This window comes from Neorhizobium alkalisoli (assembly GCF_007829835.1).
Taxonomy (GTDB): Bacteria; Pseudomonadota; Alphaproteobacteria; order Rhizobiales; family Rhizobiaceae; genus Neorhizobium.
Genome location: NZ_VIWP01000010.1, coordinates 145,560 through 162,683 on the forward strand (window position 1 = coordinate 145,560; position 17,124 = coordinate 162,683).

Annotated in this window: 16 protein-coding genes and 1 pseudogene; 7 read left to right on the plus strand and 10 right to left on the minus strand. The window is 56.6% G+C overall.

From position 1 onward, the window contains the following. Positions 1-213: 213 nt before the first annotated feature. The 3 genes from FHW37_RS27385 to FHW37_RS34710 all read right to left on the minus strand — a co-directional run bounded on the left by FHW37_RS27385 (position 214) and on the right by FHW37_RS34710 (position 4,313). The gene (locus FHW37_RS27385) at positions 214-2,397 is read right to left on the minus strand and encodes an amylo-alpha-1,6-glucosidase (protein ID WP_145642147.1); all 2,184 of its coding nucleotides are present in this window, start codon (positions 2,395-2,397) and stop codon (positions 214-216) included. Further along, positions 2,394-3,542: a glycosyltransferase family 4 protein gene (locus FHW37_RS27390; protein ID WP_145642149.1), complete on the minus strand. Its 1,149-nt coding sequence runs from the start codon at positions 3,540-3,542 to the stop codon at positions 2,394-2,396. The genes FHW37_RS27385 and FHW37_RS27390 overlap by 4 nt, the downstream gene beginning before the upstream one ends. 531 nt (positions 3,543-4,073) lie before the next feature. Continuing rightward, on the minus strand, positions 4,074-4,313 hold the full coding sequence (locus FHW37_RS34710; RefSeq protein WP_145642152.1) for a DUF4167 domain-containing protein: 240 nt from the start codon (positions 4,311-4,313) through the stop codon (positions 4,074-4,076). Positions 4,314-4,625: 312 nt separating this feature from the next. On the opposite strand from FHW37_RS34710, the pseudogene FHW37_RS27400 reads away from it, so the two are divergent. Next, positions 4,626-4,802: pseudogene (locus tag FHW37_RS27400) on the plus strand (transposase); the annotation flags it as partial. A 32-nt stretch (positions 4,803-4,834) separates the two neighbouring features. Here the strand turns inward: FHW37_RS27400 and FHW37_RS33740 are convergent. The 7 genes from FHW37_RS33740 to FHW37_RS27430 form a co-directional block, all read right to left on the minus strand. After that, positions 4,835-5,062 carry a hypothetical protein gene (locus FHW37_RS33740; RefSeq protein ID WP_186458431.1) on the minus strand — a complete coding sequence of 76 codons (228 nt, stop codon included), beginning with the start codon at positions 5,060-5,062 and terminating at the stop codon, positions 4,835-4,837. A gap of 412 nt (positions 5,063-5,474) precedes the next feature. Then, positions 5,475-5,741: a DUF1488 domain-containing protein gene (locus tag FHW37_RS27405; RefSeq protein WP_145642155.1), complete on the minus strand. Its 267-nt coding sequence runs from the start codon at positions 5,739-5,741 to the stop codon at positions 5,475-5,477. Then, positions 5,741-6,031 (minus strand): hypothetical protein, encoded by a 291-nt coding sequence (locus FHW37_RS27410; protein WP_145642158.1) that lies wholly within the window; start codon positions 6,029-6,031, stop codon positions 5,741-5,743. Before FHW37_RS27410 ends, FHW37_RS27405 begins: the two co-directional genes overlap by 1 nt. Positions 6,032-6,321: 290 nt before the next feature. Continuing rightward, a complete protein-coding gene (locus FHW37_RS27415) occupies positions 6,322-7,368 on the minus strand; it encodes a glutathione synthase (RefSeq protein WP_145642161.1) in 1,047 nt (348 codons plus the stop codon). Beyond that, positions 7,368-9,257, minus strand: a complete 1,890-nt coding sequence (locus FHW37_RS27420) for a flavohemoglobin expression-modulating QEGLA motif protein (protein WP_145642164.1) — start codon at positions 9,255-9,257, stop codon at positions 7,368-7,370. The genes FHW37_RS27415 and FHW37_RS27420 overlap by 1 nt, the downstream gene beginning before the upstream one ends. Then, complete coding sequence (locus FHW37_RS27425) at positions 9,254-10,060, minus strand: N-formylglutamate amidohydrolase (RefSeq protein WP_246690949.1); 807 nt, start codon at positions 10,058-10,060, stop codon at positions 9,254-9,256. Before FHW37_RS27425 ends, FHW37_RS27420 begins: the two co-directional genes overlap by 4 nt. 284 nt (positions 10,061-10,344) lie before the next feature. Then, entirely contained in the window at positions 10,345-10,734 is a 390-nt protein-coding gene (locus FHW37_RS27430) for a RidA family protein (RefSeq protein WP_145642170.1), read from the minus strand. 205 nt (positions 10,735-10,939) lie between these two features. Here FHW37_RS27430 and FHW37_RS27435 point away from each other — a divergent pair, with 205 nt between their 5' ends. From FHW37_RS27435 to FHW37_RS33745, 6 genes are all read left to right on the plus strand, one after another. Then, positions 10,940-11,473, plus strand: coding sequence for a TetR/AcrR family transcriptional regulator (locus FHW37_RS27435; RefSeq protein WP_145642172.1), 534 nt, complete (start codon positions 10,940-10,942; stop codon positions 11,471-11,473). A gap of 72 nt (positions 11,474-11,545) precedes the next feature. After that, the gene (locus FHW37_RS27440) at positions 11,546-12,976 is read left to right on the plus strand and encodes an MFS transporter (protein WP_145642236.1); all 1,431 of its coding nucleotides are present in this window, start codon (positions 11,546-11,548) and stop codon (positions 12,974-12,976) included. A 129-nt stretch (positions 12,977-13,105) separates the two neighbouring features. Further along, positions 13,106-13,861 carry an SDR family oxidoreductase gene (locus tag FHW37_RS27445; protein WP_145642175.1) on the plus strand — a complete coding sequence of 252 codons (756 nt, stop codon included), beginning with the start codon at positions 13,106-13,108 and terminating at the stop codon, positions 13,859-13,861. Positions 13,862-13,933: 72 nt separating this feature from the next. Then, entirely contained in the window at positions 13,934-14,917 is a 984-nt protein-coding gene (locus FHW37_RS27450) for an aldo/keto reductase (protein WP_145642177.1), read from the plus strand. Positions 14,918-15,054: 137 nt separating this feature from the next. After that, entirely contained in the window at positions 15,055-15,600 is a 546-nt protein-coding gene (locus FHW37_RS27455; RefSeq protein ID WP_145642180.1) for a GNAT family N-acetyltransferase, read from the plus strand. 477 nt (positions 15,601-16,077) lie between these two features. Continuing rightward, positions 16,078-16,245, plus strand: a complete 168-nt coding sequence (locus FHW37_RS33745) for a hypothetical protein (RefSeq protein WP_186458428.1) — start codon at positions 16,078-16,080, stop codon at positions 16,243-16,245. Positions 16,246-17,124: the final 879 nt, after the last annotated feature.

Consider the following 17,124-nt stretch of genomic DNA (forward strand, 5'->3'; position numbering starts at 1 on the left):
GCCGAGCAGTTTCGTTCCGAAATAAACCGGGAATTGTGCTTGCCGTCGCGACCAGAGCCTGCAGCATTGTCTGCGCAAAGGGCTGCCCGCCCCCTCACGGAGGGGGCAGCTTTTATCGCTCTACCACGATCAGGATTGTAGGCTTGTCGCTACATTTGATGGCAGCACCACACTGACCGGAAATACGATCCAGAGTATGCCACCACCAACGCGCTACTTAACGATGTGGATCTGGGCATCTCCCCTTCGATCCAGAACATTCGTTGCCACGTCGTTTCCGTACCGGTGCATTCGAAAATCGGCTGAAGAGGAGCCGATCTGAACGTTCCGCAGGACAATCTCATCCAAGAATCGTGGCATGGTCGGTTTACGGAAGCGGATTTCATTCTCACTGTGAGCCTGCTCGAGACCAAGACACGCCCCCAGAATTCCGAAGGTGGCTGAAGCGGCCCATGCCTGCGGAGAGCAGGCAACCGGATACGGCGTCGGACCTCGACCTGGTTTCCGGATAAAGCCACAAAATAACTCAGGCAGACGCCGCATCTCCTGCCCTTTGGCGGCGTCAAAAAGACCTTCGAACACGCGCGCCGCCTCCTCTTTAAGGTCGTATTGCGCAAAGCCGATTGCGATCGCGGCATTGTCATGCGGCCATATGGACCCGTTATGGTATGACATAGGATTATATCGAGCTTCACCCTGAGCAATCGTCCGGATCCCCCAACCGCTAAATCCATCCCTGCTCAAAAGTGTTGCCGCCACCCGTTTGGCATGATCGAGCGAAGCGATCCCGGAAAACAGTGCATGTCCGGCGTTAGAGCTTCGCACGCGACAGGGCCGTTTCATCCCGTCAAGCGCCATAACGTAAGTCCCAAGGTCCTCGTCCCAGAAGTCAGCTTCGAAACGGATACGCAGTTTTTCAGCTGCTTCTTTTAGTTCGGTAGCCATATCGTGGTGCCCGAGCCGTGCAGCCATCTGAGCTGCAAACCGCTTGGCTGCGAATACATAGCCCTGAACCTCGCATAAAGCGATTGATCCAACTGCGTCGGTACCATCTTCGTGGAAGATTGAGTCGTGGGAGTCCTTCCAGCCTTGATTCTTGAGGCTACCGTTGCTCTCGGCTTGATATTCAACATAACCGTCGCCGTCACGGTCGCCATAGTCGTCCATCCAACGCAACGCAGCGCAGATGTTGGGCCACAACTCGATTACGGTCTCCAAATCGCCCGTGGCATCCAGATACATCCCCGCAAGCATTACAAAAAGAGGCGTTGAATCGACACTTCCGTAGTAGCGACCGAATGGAACCTCGCCAAGATTAGCCATCTCGCCACGGCGCATCTCGTGAAGGATCTTGCCCGGCTGCGCATCCGATGAGGGGTCGACTTCACTGGCCTGCATCGAAGTTAGGGTGCGCAGGACGCCCCGCGCAATTGAGGGGTCCATCCACAGCATGAACATTGCAGTGAGAATTCCGTCGCGTCCAAAAATCGTGCTGAACCAGGGAACCCCCGCATATGGATAGGAGCCGAATGGGGTTGAGGTGATCAGCATATAGACGTCAGAGGTTGCACGACATGCGACCTCGTTGAAGAGCTCGCTTGAACTCTCCACGGTCGCAATATCTCGTGTTTGGGTGCGCCTGGCGCGACGGCTCGCACGGTAGGCGCGGAAGAAATCCAGCACACGCGCCTGTTCCCCTTCTTTGCAGGCAACCGTCAAAAATATTGAAGTCTTCCCGCCCGGTCTTAGTGCGAGCTCAAAAGTTGCCCGGTTTGCCTCAAGGAATTTCGGAACCGGCGCGAAGGCAATCGAGGTTTGCCGTTCCACGCCATCAAGGCCCATGTACAGAAACTCAACTCTGTCAGGCGCACTTATGCGGGACGTCTCGCGTCCCCGCTTCTCCCGGTTTAGGCCGCGGACTTCGAACAAGTCGCGGAAGTCAGCACCGAATCTATAATCAATCGTTAACTTGCGATCGGAGGTCGTGAAGTTCCGTAGGCTGAGCCGCTCGTAAAAGACGCCTTTGAACAGGAATTTTGTGCGTTGCAGGAATATCGTTTCTCGGGGAAGCGTCCCCAAATCATCTTGGATCTCGGGGTTTGTAAGATCAACGGAGAGCGCCGCCTTGTCATCATAACTGGACGAATTGAGCAGCAAAAGCTTACGCCCCTGAAAGCGAAGCTCTAATTTCGAGAGAAATCTCGTATCCCGATAGAATAGGCCTTCTGCGGTGTTTGTGCTGCCAATATCTCCGTGGCTATTCAAGACGACAAAGCTGTCCCCATCCTTCAGGTTTTGGAGCGACTCACCGACAAGAGAGGTTTCCACGACAAGATCGTACCGAGCGGTGTCGAGCTCCTCCGCTAAATTCTTCGATGCTTCACTATCCATCGTCATGAGACGGACCGGTAAATAGAAGCCAGGCTAGCGCCAGCGGAAGGATTTGTCGCGGCAGTCAGTGGCCCTACGGGTGTCGAAAGACCATATTCAGGTGGACGGTGATTTGGAAACATTGTTGGCGACGGTTTCGACAGGCGTTCGTATTCGGCGACGTAGTTCGATGCCATCCGGGTAGATGTGAACCGCTGTTCAAACCGCTTCCGCACCGCCATCCGGTCAAGAGTTATGGACATATGAACTGCTGTGACAGCTTCTTCGATCGTTTCGACGATAAACCCAGTCAAACCCTCATCCATAACCTCTGGAACTGACCCTCGCCGCCAAGCGATGGTCGGCGTGCCTTCTCTCATTGCCTCGATCATGACCAAGCCGAATGGCTCAGGCCAATCAATTGGGAAGAGAAGGGCAATGGCGTTTCCTAGGAAATCACGTTTCTCATGATCGCCGATCTCGCCGATGAACTCGATCAGCGGGTGGTCGAGCTGCGGACGAATGACGTGATCGAAGTAGTCTTGGTCCGTTGGATCGACCTTTGCAGCAATCTTCAGCGGAATTCCGGTTCGCTTTGCAATCTCGATTGCGCGGTCCGGCCGTTTCTCAGGCGCTACTCGGCCCAGAAAGGCGAGATAATCACGCTTTGGCATATTTTTCGGCGCAGGTCCTTGTGGAAGTCCATGCTGAATGGTGGCAAGCCAGTTTGCGTTTGGCAGCGGCAAACGCTGATCATTGGAGATGGAGACCAGCGGCATCTCCGGAAAAGCGCGGTAGACCGGATGAAAATCCGGCAGATCAAGCCTCCCGTGTAACGTCGTCAAACACCGTGTCGAAGAATCTCGAAAGCTGGGAAACTGAAGCAGATCGACATGGAAGTGGATGACGTCGAATGACGAAGCCCGGCGGCGAACCTCTTCCAGCATCACGAGGAGACTTGCGGTGTGATCCCGTATGCCCGCCAGGCGCAAGCCCTGAGGCACGGCCCGCACGAGTTCAGCAGAGGTTTCTGAGTCTGCGCTGGCAAACAATGTAACATCGTGACCCTGCTCGACAAGTTCTTCCGTGAGCCAGGAGACGACGCGCTCGGTGCCGCCATAGAGTTTGGGCGGAACTGCTTCCGCTAGTGGTGCGACTTGCGCTATACGCATTGGATTGTTCTCTGTTGTGCTAAGCACCAGTCCAGCAAGATATTTCGTAGGACCGCCAGCATCCGCTCACGAGGGCGTTGCTAATGCACAAGAACAGCGTAAACAGTACATGGAGCGACAGGCGGTTTTGACTAGGCTTGTGCGCTGAAATACCTGCCTTTGCAGCCTAATATTTGCGTTTCTGGCCACCATAAACATCCTTGACTCTCAACGGAGTCATAAGGCGTGAGAGTGGCGATACCGAGCACTTAGCCTGTTCAATCATTGACGCGCCGGCGGTCGAACAAGGCGCAGTGGTCGCAGTTGGATCATGAGTAGCCGAAGCAGAAGCCCCGCCGCCGGAATGATCAAAGTCATGCCCCACCAGAAGACGAAATCAACCGTCAGCTAAGCCAGCGTCCAGGGGCTGACGAAAGGGTAGCTGTGCCAGTTACCTCGTGTATGCCGTTGCCAGCATACGGATTGCGATATCTCGTGAGGATCTGTAGCCAAGCTTTTTCTTGAAAGTCCTGCGGCCGGTTTCAACTGACTTCATGTTAATTGTTGCTTGCGCGCTTTCTGGAGGGCTGCCGTCCGATAGAAGTGTTCTGCATGCTGATAGAGGTTCTCCGCCTCGATTCTGTCTCCCGCCTGGGCAGTTTCCCGCGCCAGAGCGAGGTATTGCTCATATCGCTTGGTCAGGCTCTGCCAGTTAGGAGTTTCGGTTGCGGTCAGGCGAGCCTTTGCAGGCCCGATTGTCGATGGGCGGGAATTTCGGTGTGATGAATTCAAAAGAACACTTCAAGCCTCACAAGGCTTGCCTCTTAAACGGAATTATTTCTGAGAATGATTGAGTGCCACGAATGTCGGCGAACGCGCCAATGACACAGCCGCATCGGCGCGGCGTCATGAGCTGAAGAGACATTGCGGCTTAATGTTGTGGCCGCCCAACGACACTAAACTCGCACGGCAGATCATTATCTGTTGCGCTTAACTCATTCGCGACGAGTTTAAGAAAATGACTGCCAGCGTGAAGTGCCCCCACTTTCGACCGGACAGTCGGCATAAGCAGAAAGGCTCAAGCACAGGCTTGAGAACAGGCTTATGTCTAACGAGTATCGACACGTCGAATTACTGACGGGTGATGTCCGCCGCAGGCGGTGGACAACCGAGCAAAAGCTGACGATCATTGAGCAGAGTTTCGAACCAGGCGAGACGGTATCTTCCGCTGCTCGCCGCCATGGCGTCGCGCCCAATCTGCTTTATCGGTGGCGCAGGCTCTTGTGTGAGACGGCCAAAAGAGATGGTCAGAATCAATACGACGCCATCGCCTTGTCGAGTTCTTCTTCAGACACCGGCCATGCCTCGGTCAGGCCATCCGAGGTCAGGAACAGCGTCATCGTTCGGTGATAGGCTTCCCACACCACATCGAGAGGTTCCTCGTCGATTTGGAGCTCGAACGTCCCTGGCGGATGTGGTTCGGCCATCCGAGGCAGTTGGAACGGTCGCTCGATGGTGACCGTTTTTATAGTGGTCTTCATGGCTGAGATCCGTTTTTTTGAGAGGGAACTGTCTAGTGAAGCCGTGATCCGCATCGCGCCTTCATGATTTGCAAGGCGCCCGGTTTTGGGAGCTATTTCCAGCCCGATGCGCTGTCAGAATCACGAAGTCCTGCAAGGTCATCGCACTCGCGGCTGTCAAAGTGAAAATGCGATCCGTCGTGTAACGGCGAACCAATCCTTCAAAATCCGCGCCTATCGGCCTGCGTTTCTGAGAAGATCTGTCTCTCTGGCGATTGGTCCGAGAAGCTTCCGTAATCTGTTCTCCTCGACCCGATCAAGCCGAAACCGTCTTGCGAAGTCGCTGACCAGAACCAATTTCGCTGTGCCGGGTGAGCTTGTTCCTGGAATGGTTGGCTGGTGCATGATCATATCCTTTAAGAAGATAGTCTGCTCAACTGAAATCCTGCAAACTCAGGGAGATAGAACTTGATTGCGCTTTCAAGTAAGCATTTGTGGCCACTTTTATAATTCTCGGTCGTAACGCATCGAACGAGGTCAGGTAGTCGCTCTCGCTGGCGTATCTGTGCGCTTTCCTACAGGCGAGTACGTCGGTCGCGAGATAGAATTTGACCTCGAACATCCCGTCGTACCCGCTAAATCGAACACAGCGGTTCTTGTCATCGAAACTTCGAGCGTCATTCGGAAAACTGATACCCATCAACGCCCACCTTCGTCCCGCCACCGGTCGATGGCATCTTCTTTCGAAAAACGGCCGAACCGGGCGCCGACCGTTGAAGACAGGCTGCGCCGAGTGAGCGCGTCCAATAGGCTGGCTTTGGTCCTGACCCCATCGCGAAACTCGGAGGTGAGAAAGATCAGTGCTTCGCGCTTCATATTCGAACTCGCATCGGTTTCGACGCCACGAAGACCGGCGGTCCTCAAGACGTGCCGGATCAGCTTGAAGCCGTCGTTGTCGATCTGCGCTGCTGTGGGTGGATTGGAAGACATGCTGTCCTCCTTTACTTGGGGCAAGGATTTGCGCCCTTGGCGACAGCGCCCTGAAGACAAGCCGTCGCTGCACTATAGGTCGTGCTAATATATTCGATTACAAGGCTTGGTCGTAGTAATTGCTCACTCTCGAAACCGCGAATGAAAAGGAGGCTGGTTGCTCGGCGCAATTCAAATCACAGTCGGTAGTTACTCGTACGCAATTAGATGCTTAGTTGGTCCTGGGTGCGCGCAACGGTTCGATTCCCATCAAGACCGCAGTGATCGATCTACGAAGGATATCAGGCACCTTACAGCGTGGCGAGAGCACGATTATTGATCTGACCCGCGTAATTTTTCCGGATTTCGACCTTCTGTTCCAGCGCAAGGATGACGTCGACCGAAAGGTCCACGCCGTGAAGCTCGGCAATATCCGGAAGGCCGCCCGGCGTGAAGACGTTGATCTCGAGGATCTTGTCACCAACGATGTCTAGCCCGACCAGAAACATGCCATCTTCGATCAGTTTAGGGCGAACCATCTCCGCCACTGCAAGAATTTCGGGTGTGATCTCGGCTGTTGCCGCAGTGCCAGCAGCATGCATGTTGGAGCGCACCTCGCCCTTCGCCGGAACACGACGCATCGCCGCGTAGGCGCCGTCCCGCTGCAGCGGGCGACCGTTCATAAGGAAAAGACGAATGTCGCCGGCGGTCGCGTCGGGAAGATAGCCTTGCGCGATCAGGTATCCCTCACCGCTGACGGCCTCGAATATCTGGTTGAGATTGGCTTCCTTGCTGGAAGCGATCTTGAAGACGTTTTTTCCGCCGGAACCTTGCAGCGGCTTGAGGATGGCACCCTGTTTCTGCTCGTCGATAAAGGCGCGGATCTCCTCGATGCTTTTCGAGATAAGGGTCGTTGGGCGAATGGCCTCAGGGAAGCCTTGGAAATAGAGCTTATTTTGCGCGCGGGCGAGGCCGTCAGGGTCATTGAGCGTCAGCACGCCGCGTTCGGCCGCCAGACGACCGAAGATGATGCCGGCATGGGCCGCCCAAGGCCGCTCATCGGCATCCTGCGAGGGGTCATTCCGCAGGAACAGGACGTCAATCTCCTCGATTGGCATCGTCTGGGTCTCAGCCTGCTCGCCCTGCAACGCTTCTATGAATGCATCAGGCTTCCTGGTCTTGCCTTTTTTGACAGTGGTCGCGCGCACCATCAGACTATCATCGGGGCGCAACACGAAATCGCCGGGTGTCAGGTAGCAAACCTCGTGGCCGCGGGCGATTGCGGCAAGCGCAAGCGCGGTCGTCGTATAGAATGCGGCCTCATCGGCAATCGCGTTCACAAAAAATGCAATCCGCATCACGTCTCCTGTCGTTGAATCATGTCGAGAGGACGCATGCCGTCTCTGGCGCGTGCCAGTCGGGTGCGACCGTCTTCGGTTTCGAGAAAGAGGGGACGAACCGCCGGTAGGCGCAGCAGGCCGCGCTCTGCCAACTCCTGCATCACACCGAAATGCGAGGCGGCTATCTTGCCCATCCAGAAGGGTTCGAGTGCTCCACCGGTGCGCAGGTGATCGAGCAGTGCAAGCAGTCCGCGCAGATAGATCGCATCCTTCGCCAGCCCGCCGCCGCGATAAAGCCGCAGAACGAGATTGAACGCGGCCGGCGGCGTAAAATTATGCTTCTCGACAAGAAGAGAATAGGTCTCGGAAAAGGTTGCTCCGTCCAGCATGGACGCACATCCGACCACCCGTCCGGCAATCAGCCTCAAGCGTGCCGGCGTCATGCCGCCCGACAGGTATTCGGCGAAAACGGCCAGACCTTCTTGCATGCCCTCATATCCCGCAAGGCCGGAGCGAAACAGCCGCAGGCCCTGAGCCGATCCGTTGAAATAGGTCAGCAGGTGGACACCGATCTCATGCGACAGCAGCGGCTCGACCCGGGCCAGGTCCATCACGGTGCTGCGCGCGATCAACAGCCGATGGCCAGATACGATGAGGCCGGACGGCAGATCGTCGCGAAGCTCGACGGAGACGTCGAACTCCTTCAGCCGGCGATGATAGGCGGAAATCATCGTGCGAGCACGTCGTTCCACCTGAAAGCAGTCGGCCATCCGGTCCTGTGCCCCCCCATCGTCATCGCCGCTCGGTTCCGTATTGGTAAGCTGCGACAGAATGATCTGCGCCTCGCGCAGCAGAAGGGGCTCCACCGGGCCGTACAGCGCCCGTCCGAATTCGACAAACTGCGGTTTCTGGCGGGAGGAAAGGAGCGAGAGCTGAAGATCAAGTTCCTGTTGTTTTTCGCGATAAAGCTGGTGCAGGACCGGGTCTTCGAGATGGTCGAAGGAAATCGAAAAGAGCTTCCGTTTTGCCGCCTCGACCTGCAGGGCGAGAGGACGGTACAGAAAGACGGGTTGATGGCCCTCTTGCTTGAAGGCTTCGAAAGCCGACTCGGCATTGATGGGCGTCACAGCCAGCAGGAAATCGAATGTCGAGGCCACCTCGTCAATGCTTCGGTCGACACGCGAGACCGCATCCACGAAGGCTCTGCGTCCGAGTGCCCGATGCGTCTTCGGCTGGAGGATTTTTCCAGCTTCGACGAAACGCGCGATGGCTCGCAGACCCGCGTCGAACAGGACCGATACCAATTGGTCGTGAAGTTCCGGATAAATCTGGTCGCTGCCGGGTTGCCGGTAGACGGGGGCAAACCTGACGGCAAGTGTCGAACAGCCGATGTCACGCCCCAACGCCTTATCTTCGCGCGCCGGAGGCGCTTCCGCGCGTTCGACTCGCGGCGTTCGAAACCTTGCCTCGCTGTCGCTTATCGCGGCGGAGAAGATTTCAGCCGCCTCCGCCATGTCGGCGCTCGCCCATATGGCAATCTCGAATGGAGGCAGGAAAGGCGCATCGTCGGTCAGAAACCGATCCTGCTTCAACTCGCCGATGTCGAACAGGATGAATGCGCCGAACTGTTTGCGCAGCGGAGCCTCGATCGCCTCGATCACCATGATCGCGGACGCCGCATGCGGAGCAATGAGATAGGACGCATTTGCCTGCGCGATGTCACGCGCTGCCGGTTCTGCCCCGTCCGCGGCGATATGGACGCAAAGGAAGGGAAGCGGCCGGTCGATATGCAGCCGCCCTCCGCCGGGCAGGTCGCGCCGGATCGACTTGCCATCGGCAAGGCACGATACGATCTCGTCGAGCCAGCTGTCGTCACTGCTGCGAGTTTCCGACGAGGCGTGGGTCATGGCTGGCTCGCGAGTGTCTTCTCGAGTATCGGGACGGCTGTTGCAACGATCTGGCGAAGCTGGTCGAGGACATCGGTATCCGGTTCACCCGTCCATTCATCCATGAAAAACTTCTTGAATTCGACCGCGATTGCGCAGCCCGTTTTGGGAAAATGTTCGTGGATGAACCGCGTCTGTTCGCCCTTGCCCTGGAAGGCGACGTTTTCGCGTACGTCCAGCGGGCTGCCATTGATCGTATGCGATCGGAAATGGGCGATGAGTGCATCGACGACCGTCGCCCAGCGCCCGCGGTCCATTGAGGATGTGCCTATATTGATGTCCGGTGCCTGCTCCGGCGGTGTAGGTCGAGCGGTTGGCCCGTCACGGCGATGATTGTAGCTGTGGATGTCGAGAGCGACAAACCGGCCGAACTGGCGCTCGATACCCTTCAGGAAAGCCAGCAGCATATTGTAATAGGCGTCATGGGTACGTAGGGAGGCTTCTATCTCGTCGTCCGCAAGTGCTCCTGCCCACACATTCAAACCCCATGCCTGTTCTGGCGTCAGATATATGGCGCCCTCGCGATTGCGATTGATGTCCACTTCGAAACGCGAGCGATGAAAGACGATGCGATTGGGAACATCGCGAATGGTGAACTCGGTGTAGGGATCCTCCTCCCGTAACCGGTCGTGATCATCCAAGCCGAATAAAGGCTGTAGGTTCAGTCGTGTAGAGTGTCCCTCATGGATCGCAGTTGCGATAACAGGCGACATGCCCCGTTCGATGGTCCAAAGCGCTGTAGGTGCAACTGGTGGTGTGATCAGAGTTTTCGGCCAGAATGCCCGTTCGGGCGCGAGTTCCGTTGTCGACGTAGTCTTGACGTTATCGGCAGACCTTACGGATTGCATAGTTTGTTCTCCAGTGCGACTGAAGAACGCGCGCGCCCATCGTTTGTTACGAACGACAGTCAGAATTTGATCGCAGAATTTAGTGGCACTTAGCCAGATATCGCTGATGTCGGTGGTTCGTTCTGTTCAAGAGCTTTTGGGGGCCCCATTCCAGCTAGTATAGCTCTCGCCCCGCTCGCCGAGCGGTGTGACCCTAACTGCTATCGCTTCACGGCGACACATTTCACCTCGGCCAGTAAGCCAGGATGTGCGAGTTCGGATACGCCGATGCGAGTCCATGCGTATATTCCTTTCGGAAAAACTTCGTTTTTCGCCGACCGGAAGGTATCCATGTGCTTCGACATCTCCACATGATAGCTGGTCATCTCCACCACGTCGTCGAAGGTGCAGTTTGCGGCCTCGAGTACGATGCGGAGGTTTTCCCACATGGCGCGGAACTGCTCTTGTGGGTCGTCGATCACCTGCAGGTCCCTGGTGCGGCCGACTTGCCCGACGACATAAATCGTATCGCCGACCTTGACCGCCGGGGCATATCCTGCGCGGGCGACGATCTCGCGCATTTCGTCCGGGATAATGACTTCTCGATCCATCGTTCTGCACTTTTCTTGCTGGAGACAGGCGGCCCGGTTGTGGGGCGACGCCATAAAATCAAGACCATCTAGCTAGCGTCAGGAAATACCGCTTGCAATAGGAACTGAATGGTTCCATATTTCTTTCATGGTTAAGCACACTCAGACATCTCCGTCCGCCGGACGCCCACGCGAATTCGAACTCGATGACGCAGTTCGCAAGGCAATGGGTGTCTTCTGGGATCGTGGCTATCACGACGCGTCTTTGCCCGACCTGCTCGAAGGCATGGAGCTATCGAGGGGCAGCTTCTACAAGGCGTTTGTGGACAAGCGGGGTGTCTATCTCCGTGCGCTCGATGTCTACATTGAAGATGCCATTCGCAAAACCGGGGAAATCCTGCATTCCAACCAGTCCCCTAAAGCCGCAATCAAAGAAGCGTTTTCGCGGCAAGTTGAAGAGTCCTCCGGCACGGTCGGGCTGCGTGGATGCTTTGTCGTGTTGTCTGCGGTCGAAATGCTTCCTGCGGACGAAGAGGTTTCCGCTCGAATTGGGCGCCTGTTTCGGCGACTGCAGGATTTGTACGCGGCCGCGATCATCCGAGCTCAAGCGTTCGGTGAGATTGACGCTGAACTAGACGAGCGAACGCTGGCGAGGTTCCTCGTCTGCCAGATCCAAGGAATGAGAGTTCTGGGGAAGGCGGGAGCGGATCGCGACGCCACCAGGGCGATGGTCGACTTCGCATTGAAACCGCTTGGCTGACTTCAATTAGGAACCAAATGGTTCCGAAATAACGCATTTGTACGAGCCGATTGATTGGCTTTGCCAATCGACATGGAGAGAGTTTTGGAACATGTCCGTAATCTTGAGCAAGCCACTGATCCGCGCAGATGGACCGCACTGGTGATCCTGTTGACTGGGGCGTTTCTGCCGCCTCTGGATTTCTTCATCGTCAACGTGGCGCTGCCCTCGATCCGTGAGGATTTCCACGCCTCCGTATCGACCATGCAACTGATCATCTCAGCCTACGCCACCACCTATGCCGTCATGCTGATCACTGGTGGAAGGCTCGGTGATTTGTATGGTCGCCGGAATGTCTTCCTGGCAGGGATGGGCGCGTTCGCAGCCGCCTCCGCTTTATGCGGCTTTGCCTGGTCACCCGCGGCACTGGTTTTCGGCCGGATCCTTCAGGGGTTTGCTGCAGCGATCATGGCGCCGCAGGCTTTGGCCTCCATCAACGCAATCTTTCCCGAGCACGAGAAATCAAAGGCTCTCAGCTTCTACGCGCTGACATTCGGCATCGCATCGATGGCGGGGCTGTTCCTCGGTGGCGCTCTGATTGCTCTCGATATTGTTGGGCTGGGATGGCGGGCCATCTTCCTCATCAACCTTCCGGTGATCGCAGTAGCTGCGCCGTCCGCGGTGATGGTCCTGCGCGAGACGCGATCTGAGAATGCAAGCAAACTGGATCTTGGCGGAGCAGTGCTGATTGCACTCGCGCTTTGTGCACTGATCTGGCCGCTCATCGAGGGCCGTGAGCATGGCTGGCCAATCTGGTCACTCCTGATGCTTGCCGCTTCGCTTCCGCTTCTATTCCTGTTTTGGCATTACGAGCAGAAGGTGGAGGCGACTGGAAGAGATCCGATCCTCGCACCACGCCTTCTTCGGGTTCCGGGATTGAAGCGTGGGCTGCTCGCAGCATTGTTCTTCTATGCCTTTGCTGCCTTCTGGCTGACATTTTCGGTCTATCAACAGGGCGGCCTTGGTCGCACACCATTCGAGGCCGGACTTGCAATCCTTCCGGCGGCGGTCGGCTTCATCTTGGGACCATTCGCGAGTGGGCACATTTTCCGCCTTTTCGGTCGATATTCCACTGCCGCGGGCATGTCCCTGGAAGCGGCCGGATTGTTCGGCACGGCAGCTCTTATCTCGTTCGGGGCGCCGGAATTCCTCTTCGTTGCATTGTTCATCGTTGGTGCAGGACAAGGAATAGCGCTTCCAAATCTCGTGAGGACAGTCGTCCAGCGGGTTGATCCAACGCAGTCCGGTTTGGCGTCCGGCCTGGTCAATTCCATGCTTCAGATTGGCGGCGCTTTAGCGACAGCTCTGATCGGCGGATTGTTCTTTTCGATCCTGGGCTCATCGACCGATGTGCGATCCATCGGCCACGCCTACAGCGTTGCAGCAGTCGCGATCGGTCTTTGTCTTCTCATTGCAGGTTGGCTTTCTGCCGACCTCGGACCGAAGAAAGAGGTCGTCCGATGAGCGCACAACTCGGCGGCTTCGCTCCTCGGCAGTGCCGTTGAGGGCAAGACCGCTCCCTATGGCTCGCCTGCCATCAGCACACAATCATCTCCCCACAGTTTCAAACCCAACATTTCGAGGTAACCGTCCATGGACATCACCCCCAACCTTCCTCTTGCTGGGAAGCGAGCACTCGTGACCGGTGCAGCACGCGGTATCGGTGCGGCCATCGCGTTGAAGCTGGCCGAGGATGGCGCCGATGTCGCGATCACCTATGAGAAGTCGGCAGAAAAGGCCGAAGCACTCGCCGCAGAGATCCGCGCGATGGGCCGCAAAGCTGTCGCCATCCAGGCCGACGCCGCGAGCGCCGAGACCGCGGGGGCCACTGTCGACCGGACTGTCGCTGACCTCGGCGGCCTCGACATTTTGGTCAACAATGCCGGCATACTGTTCGCCGGCGACTTTGCCACCCAGCCGCTGGAGGAGATTCAACTACAGCTGGACGTCAATGTTCGCGGCGTCTTCTTGATGACGCAGGCGGCACTCAAACACCTCCCGGATGGAGGCCGCATCATCAGTACCGGCAGCAATGCAGGCCTGGCTGTCCCATTCGCCGGGATTGCGGTCTATGCAGCGACGAAGTCCGCCCTGGAAAGCTTCACACGTGGTCTCGCGCGCGAGCTGGGTTCGCGGGAGATAACCGTCAATCTGGTCCGGCCTGGCCCGATCGACACCGACATGAACCCGGCCAACGGCGCCTTGGCTCCTGCTATCCTGCCGAGCCTGTCGATTGCCCGCTACGGTCGCACTCGAGAGGTCGCCGAGGCCGTCGCCTTCCTCGCCGGACCGGGCGCCAGTTATATCACAGGCTCGGGCATTCTCGTCGATGGCGGCATAAGCGCTTGAGCTGGATGTGGGGCAGCCCGCCGCCTGCAAGGACCCCGATACATACGTTTTCGCCGCAGAATGGAGATCGTCATGGAATACACGCGCCTTGGAAATACCGGCCTTGAGGTTTCCCGGCTCTGCCTTGGGTGCATGAGCTATGGCGAGCCCGATCGGGGAAGTCATCCATGGACACTGACGGAAGATGAAAGTCGCCCATTCCTCCGCAAAGCGATCGAATTGGGGATCAACTTCTTCGATACCGCCAATGTCTATTCCGATGGGACGAGCGAGGAAATTCTCGGTCGCGCGATCAGAGACTATTCTGCAAGAGACGACATTGTCATCGCCACGAAGGTCAACGGCCGGATGAAGCCCGGACCAAATGGTGCCGGCTTATCCCGCAAAGCCATTCTTTCAGAGATCGACGCCAGCCTGAAGCGGTTGGGGACCGACTATGTCGACCTCTACCAGATCCACCGGTTTGACCATCACACGCCGATCGAGGAAACGCTGGAAGCATTGCATGACGTCGTCAAAGCCGGCAAAGCCCGTTACCTCGGTGCGTCGTCCATGTACGCGTGGCAATTCTCAAAAATGCTGGTGGTATCGAAGGCGAACGGATGGACAAGGTTCGTCTCCATGCAGAACCATGTGAACCTACTCTACCGCGAGGAGGAGAGGGAAATGCTGCCGCTCTGCAACGCAGAAGGTATTGGTGTCATACCGTGGAGCCCCCTTGCACGTGGTCGTCTGACCCGCGACTGGAGCGAGCAGAGCAATCGATCCGAAACCGATGAGATTGGCAAAGGCCTTTATACTCAGACCACCGAGGAGGCCGACAGACGGGTGGTGGCGACAGTTGCGTCGATTGCCCAGGAGAGAGGAATTTCCAGAGCGCAGATCGCACTCGCATGGGTTCTGGCGAAATCAGAAATCACGGCGCCCATCATCGGCGCAACCAAGTTGCAGCATCTGGATGATGCTGTCGCTGCGCTTGCCGTCAGTCTCAGCACCGCCGAAATCGACGCCCTTGAAAGTAACTATATCCCCCACGCGGTCGTCGGGTTTACGTGACGATATGTCGGTGGCGCGGTAGGGGAATAAGTAGCGCGTCGACTGGATTAGCAAACAATCGGCAATCCAGAGCAGTTCGCGGGGGCGTCTTGATCTTCCTGCGACCCGGTTGAAGCATTTTCCGCGAATGGCGGTTTATGACCATGATAAAGTCTCTTTCAGATTTCCCTCTGATCTCGACAGCTCGTCTAAAGATCACCCCGCTACTCGACGGTGATGTCAGTGCGTTTCAACGGCTGACTGACGATCCTTCGATCACAGATGTCGTCGAGTTTCTTCCGACACCATTCACCGAGCTTGACGCGCTGCATCTCCTTCGCACCCAAGACGAGAACAACTGTTTTCTCGGTGCATGGCTCGGTGAGGATTTGGTCGGAACCGTCGGAATCCATCTGCGCAAGCAAGATCGTCTCGAGATTGGCTACTGGGTTGGCACCCGCTTTCAGGGACTAGGGTACGCGCATGAGGCGACTTCTGCAGTGATAGCTGAGCTGACGCGATTGTACGACGGGCTGGAAATCATTGCTGAATGTAGATTGGAAAACGCAGCGTCCTGGAATCTGCTACAAAAACTGGGCTTCCGGTCTACTGGCGAACGCGGACATCGCCCTGGAAGGGCATTACTCACAATGACGGGCATTTCGCCTAGATGGCGCGTCGCTGCGCCGTCCCCGCAGCGCTGATGTTGGCGACAACGGCGGTGACATCATAGCAGGGCAACGCATGGTAGACGGTTCCAATCTGTTCAAGAGCTTGACGAGAAGGTTGTTGGATTCCGGCCCAATGTGAACATGGTATGTGCCGTAAAGCCGCCCAGCGTTGGCAAGTCTAGTCACTCAACCGGTCAACTTGCGAAGTCGCGCGTTGGCGTTGTGCCCAATGGTTCAAGGATTGCTCGGTCATTGCAACATGTGCTTCTCAGTCTCCCAGTGTCCGGCGGTCGCCCGCCTCCGCCATCGGAGCGGCGATCGTGGCAGTTTTGGATGACTGGGACGCGGGTAAATCCAGTCTTTGTATCGGCATTTGCGCTATCAAGGTGGCACGAAACATCGTGGGTTATTACCGGGTGATTTCCCGCTCGATCGCTACTTCGACAAACTGTCTACCCGGAACTTTGCGGAACTCCATCTGTTGTCCATCGAATTCTGGAGGACCATACAATGACCGACAATACACCCATCGGCGTTTCGCCAAGACGCGATCCACCTGCCGAAAAACGTAAGCGAGCGCAGATGGGTAAGGGCTTCATCATCGCCCTCGCAATTTTCGCGATCATCATGTTCGGCATCTATTTGGCGATTGCTGGTTTCGGGATCGCAAATGCCTGATCAAAAAAAGGACCGTTCCATTGAGGTGGCGCGGTCCCTTTTTTGCTCTGCAAGCCATCGAGCGGCGATAGAATACCAATACCATACGTTTGTTGGATCGCTATCTTGGATCTGGAGAGTGGAAGCCGCATAGACCCGCGCGACGGGGGCTTGGCGAAGAGGGGAGAACCGGCTTTGATTTCAGCTCTCCCCTGCGACGGCCATACCACTTTGGGAGTGACGGCAAGGATTTAGGTAGCAACCGAAAGTCATTGGTGCAACCGTCTCATAATTTCTATCCATGAATGCGTGGGTCTCGTGCGACTCGTCTGCGCCAGCTATATCGCAGGACATGAATCAGTCTCCCGAACACCGCCGCGCCCTGTTTAACCGCATTCGTGAGAAGTATCTGGCCTATGGCTTCGGCTTTGAGGAAGACCCACTCTTTCTAGAGTGGGTAGAGAGATGGATCGATGGCGCTATGCCGAGTGCAGAGTTACGTTCGCGCTATATTCGACTGCTTGGTGAGCAGGAACGTGAGCGGGGACGATTACGTCAAGGCAGATACGAACGCGAATAAGTAGGCGGCAACGACTGCTCCAGCCACGACCATAATGATGCTGCTGCCCGCTGATTGTATCCTTTGCGGGTGGCATTGAATATAATCTCTTCGCAAGATGGTTAGCGTCGCCAACAAAAAAAGCTCGCGCTTTAAGGGCGCGAGCTGAATTGGGAATGCCTAGGGGGTTCCGGAGAGGGGACACCCAATCCCGAAATAAGACAGACCTTGTTTGTTTCAAGCCACTGCACTGAGACCGAACCTTGGACCGCCGGAAGCTGGAGTTTTCCGGCTTTGATCACGATGGCTGGCTGGTTGTGCCACCGGGATTATGCAGGTCA

Bases quoted from the DNA above. Each gene is read 5' to 3' on its own strand.
- FHW37_RS33745 (WP_186458428.1), top strand. From the start codon at position 16,078: ATGACCGACAATACACCCATCGGCGTTTCGCCAAGACGCGATCCACCT.
- FHW37_RS27435 (WP_145642172.1), top strand. From the start codon at position 10,940: ATGGGTGTCTTCTGGGATCGTGGCTATCACGACGCGTCTTTGCCCGAC.
- FHW37_RS27420 (WP_145642164.1), bottom strand. From the start codon at position 9,257: ATGACCCACGCCTCGTCGGAAACTCGCAGCAGTGACGACAGCTGGCTC.
- FHW37_RS27450 (WP_145642177.1), top strand. From the start codon at position 13,934: ATGGAATACACGCGCCTTGGAAATACCGGCCTTGAGGTTTCCCGGCTC.
- FHW37_RS27430 (WP_145642170.1), bottom strand. From the start codon at position 10,734: ATGGATCGAGAAGTCATTATCCCGGACGAAATGCGCGAGATCGTCGCC.
- FHW37_RS27410 (WP_145642158.1), bottom strand. From the start codon at position 6,031: ATGTCTTCCAATCCACCCACAGCAGCGCAGATCGACAACGACGGCTTC.
- FHW37_RS27445 (WP_145642175.1), top strand. From the start codon at position 13,106: ATGGACATCACCCCCAACCTTCCTCTTGCTGGGAAGCGAGCACTCGTG.
- FHW37_RS27390 (WP_145642149.1), bottom strand. From the start codon at position 3,542: ATGCGTATAGCGCAAGTCGCACCACTAGCGGAAGCAGTTCCGCCCAAA.
- FHW37_RS33740 (WP_186458431.1), bottom strand. From the start codon at position 5,062: ATGAAGACCACTATAAAAACGGTCACCATCGAGCGACCGTTCCAACTG.
- FHW37_RS27455 (WP_145642180.1), top strand. From the start codon at position 15,055: ATGACCATGATAAAGTCTCTTTCAGATTTCCCTCTGATCTCGACAGCT.
- FHW37_RS27405 (WP_145642155.1), bottom strand. From the start codon at position 5,741: ATGGGTATCAGTTTTCCGAATGACGCTCGAAGTTTCGATGACAAGAAC.
- FHW37_RS27385 (WP_145642147.1), bottom strand. From the start codon at position 2,397: ATGACGATGGATAGTGAAGCATCGAAGAATTTAGCGGAGGAGCTCGAC.
- FHW37_RS27440 (WP_145642236.1), top strand. From the start codon at position 11,546: ATGGAGAGAGTTTTGGAACATGTCCGTAATCTTGAGCAAGCCACTGAT.
- FHW37_RS27415 (WP_145642161.1), bottom strand. From the start codon at position 7,368: ATGCGGATTGCATTTTTTGTGAACGCGATTGCCGATGAGGCCGCATTC.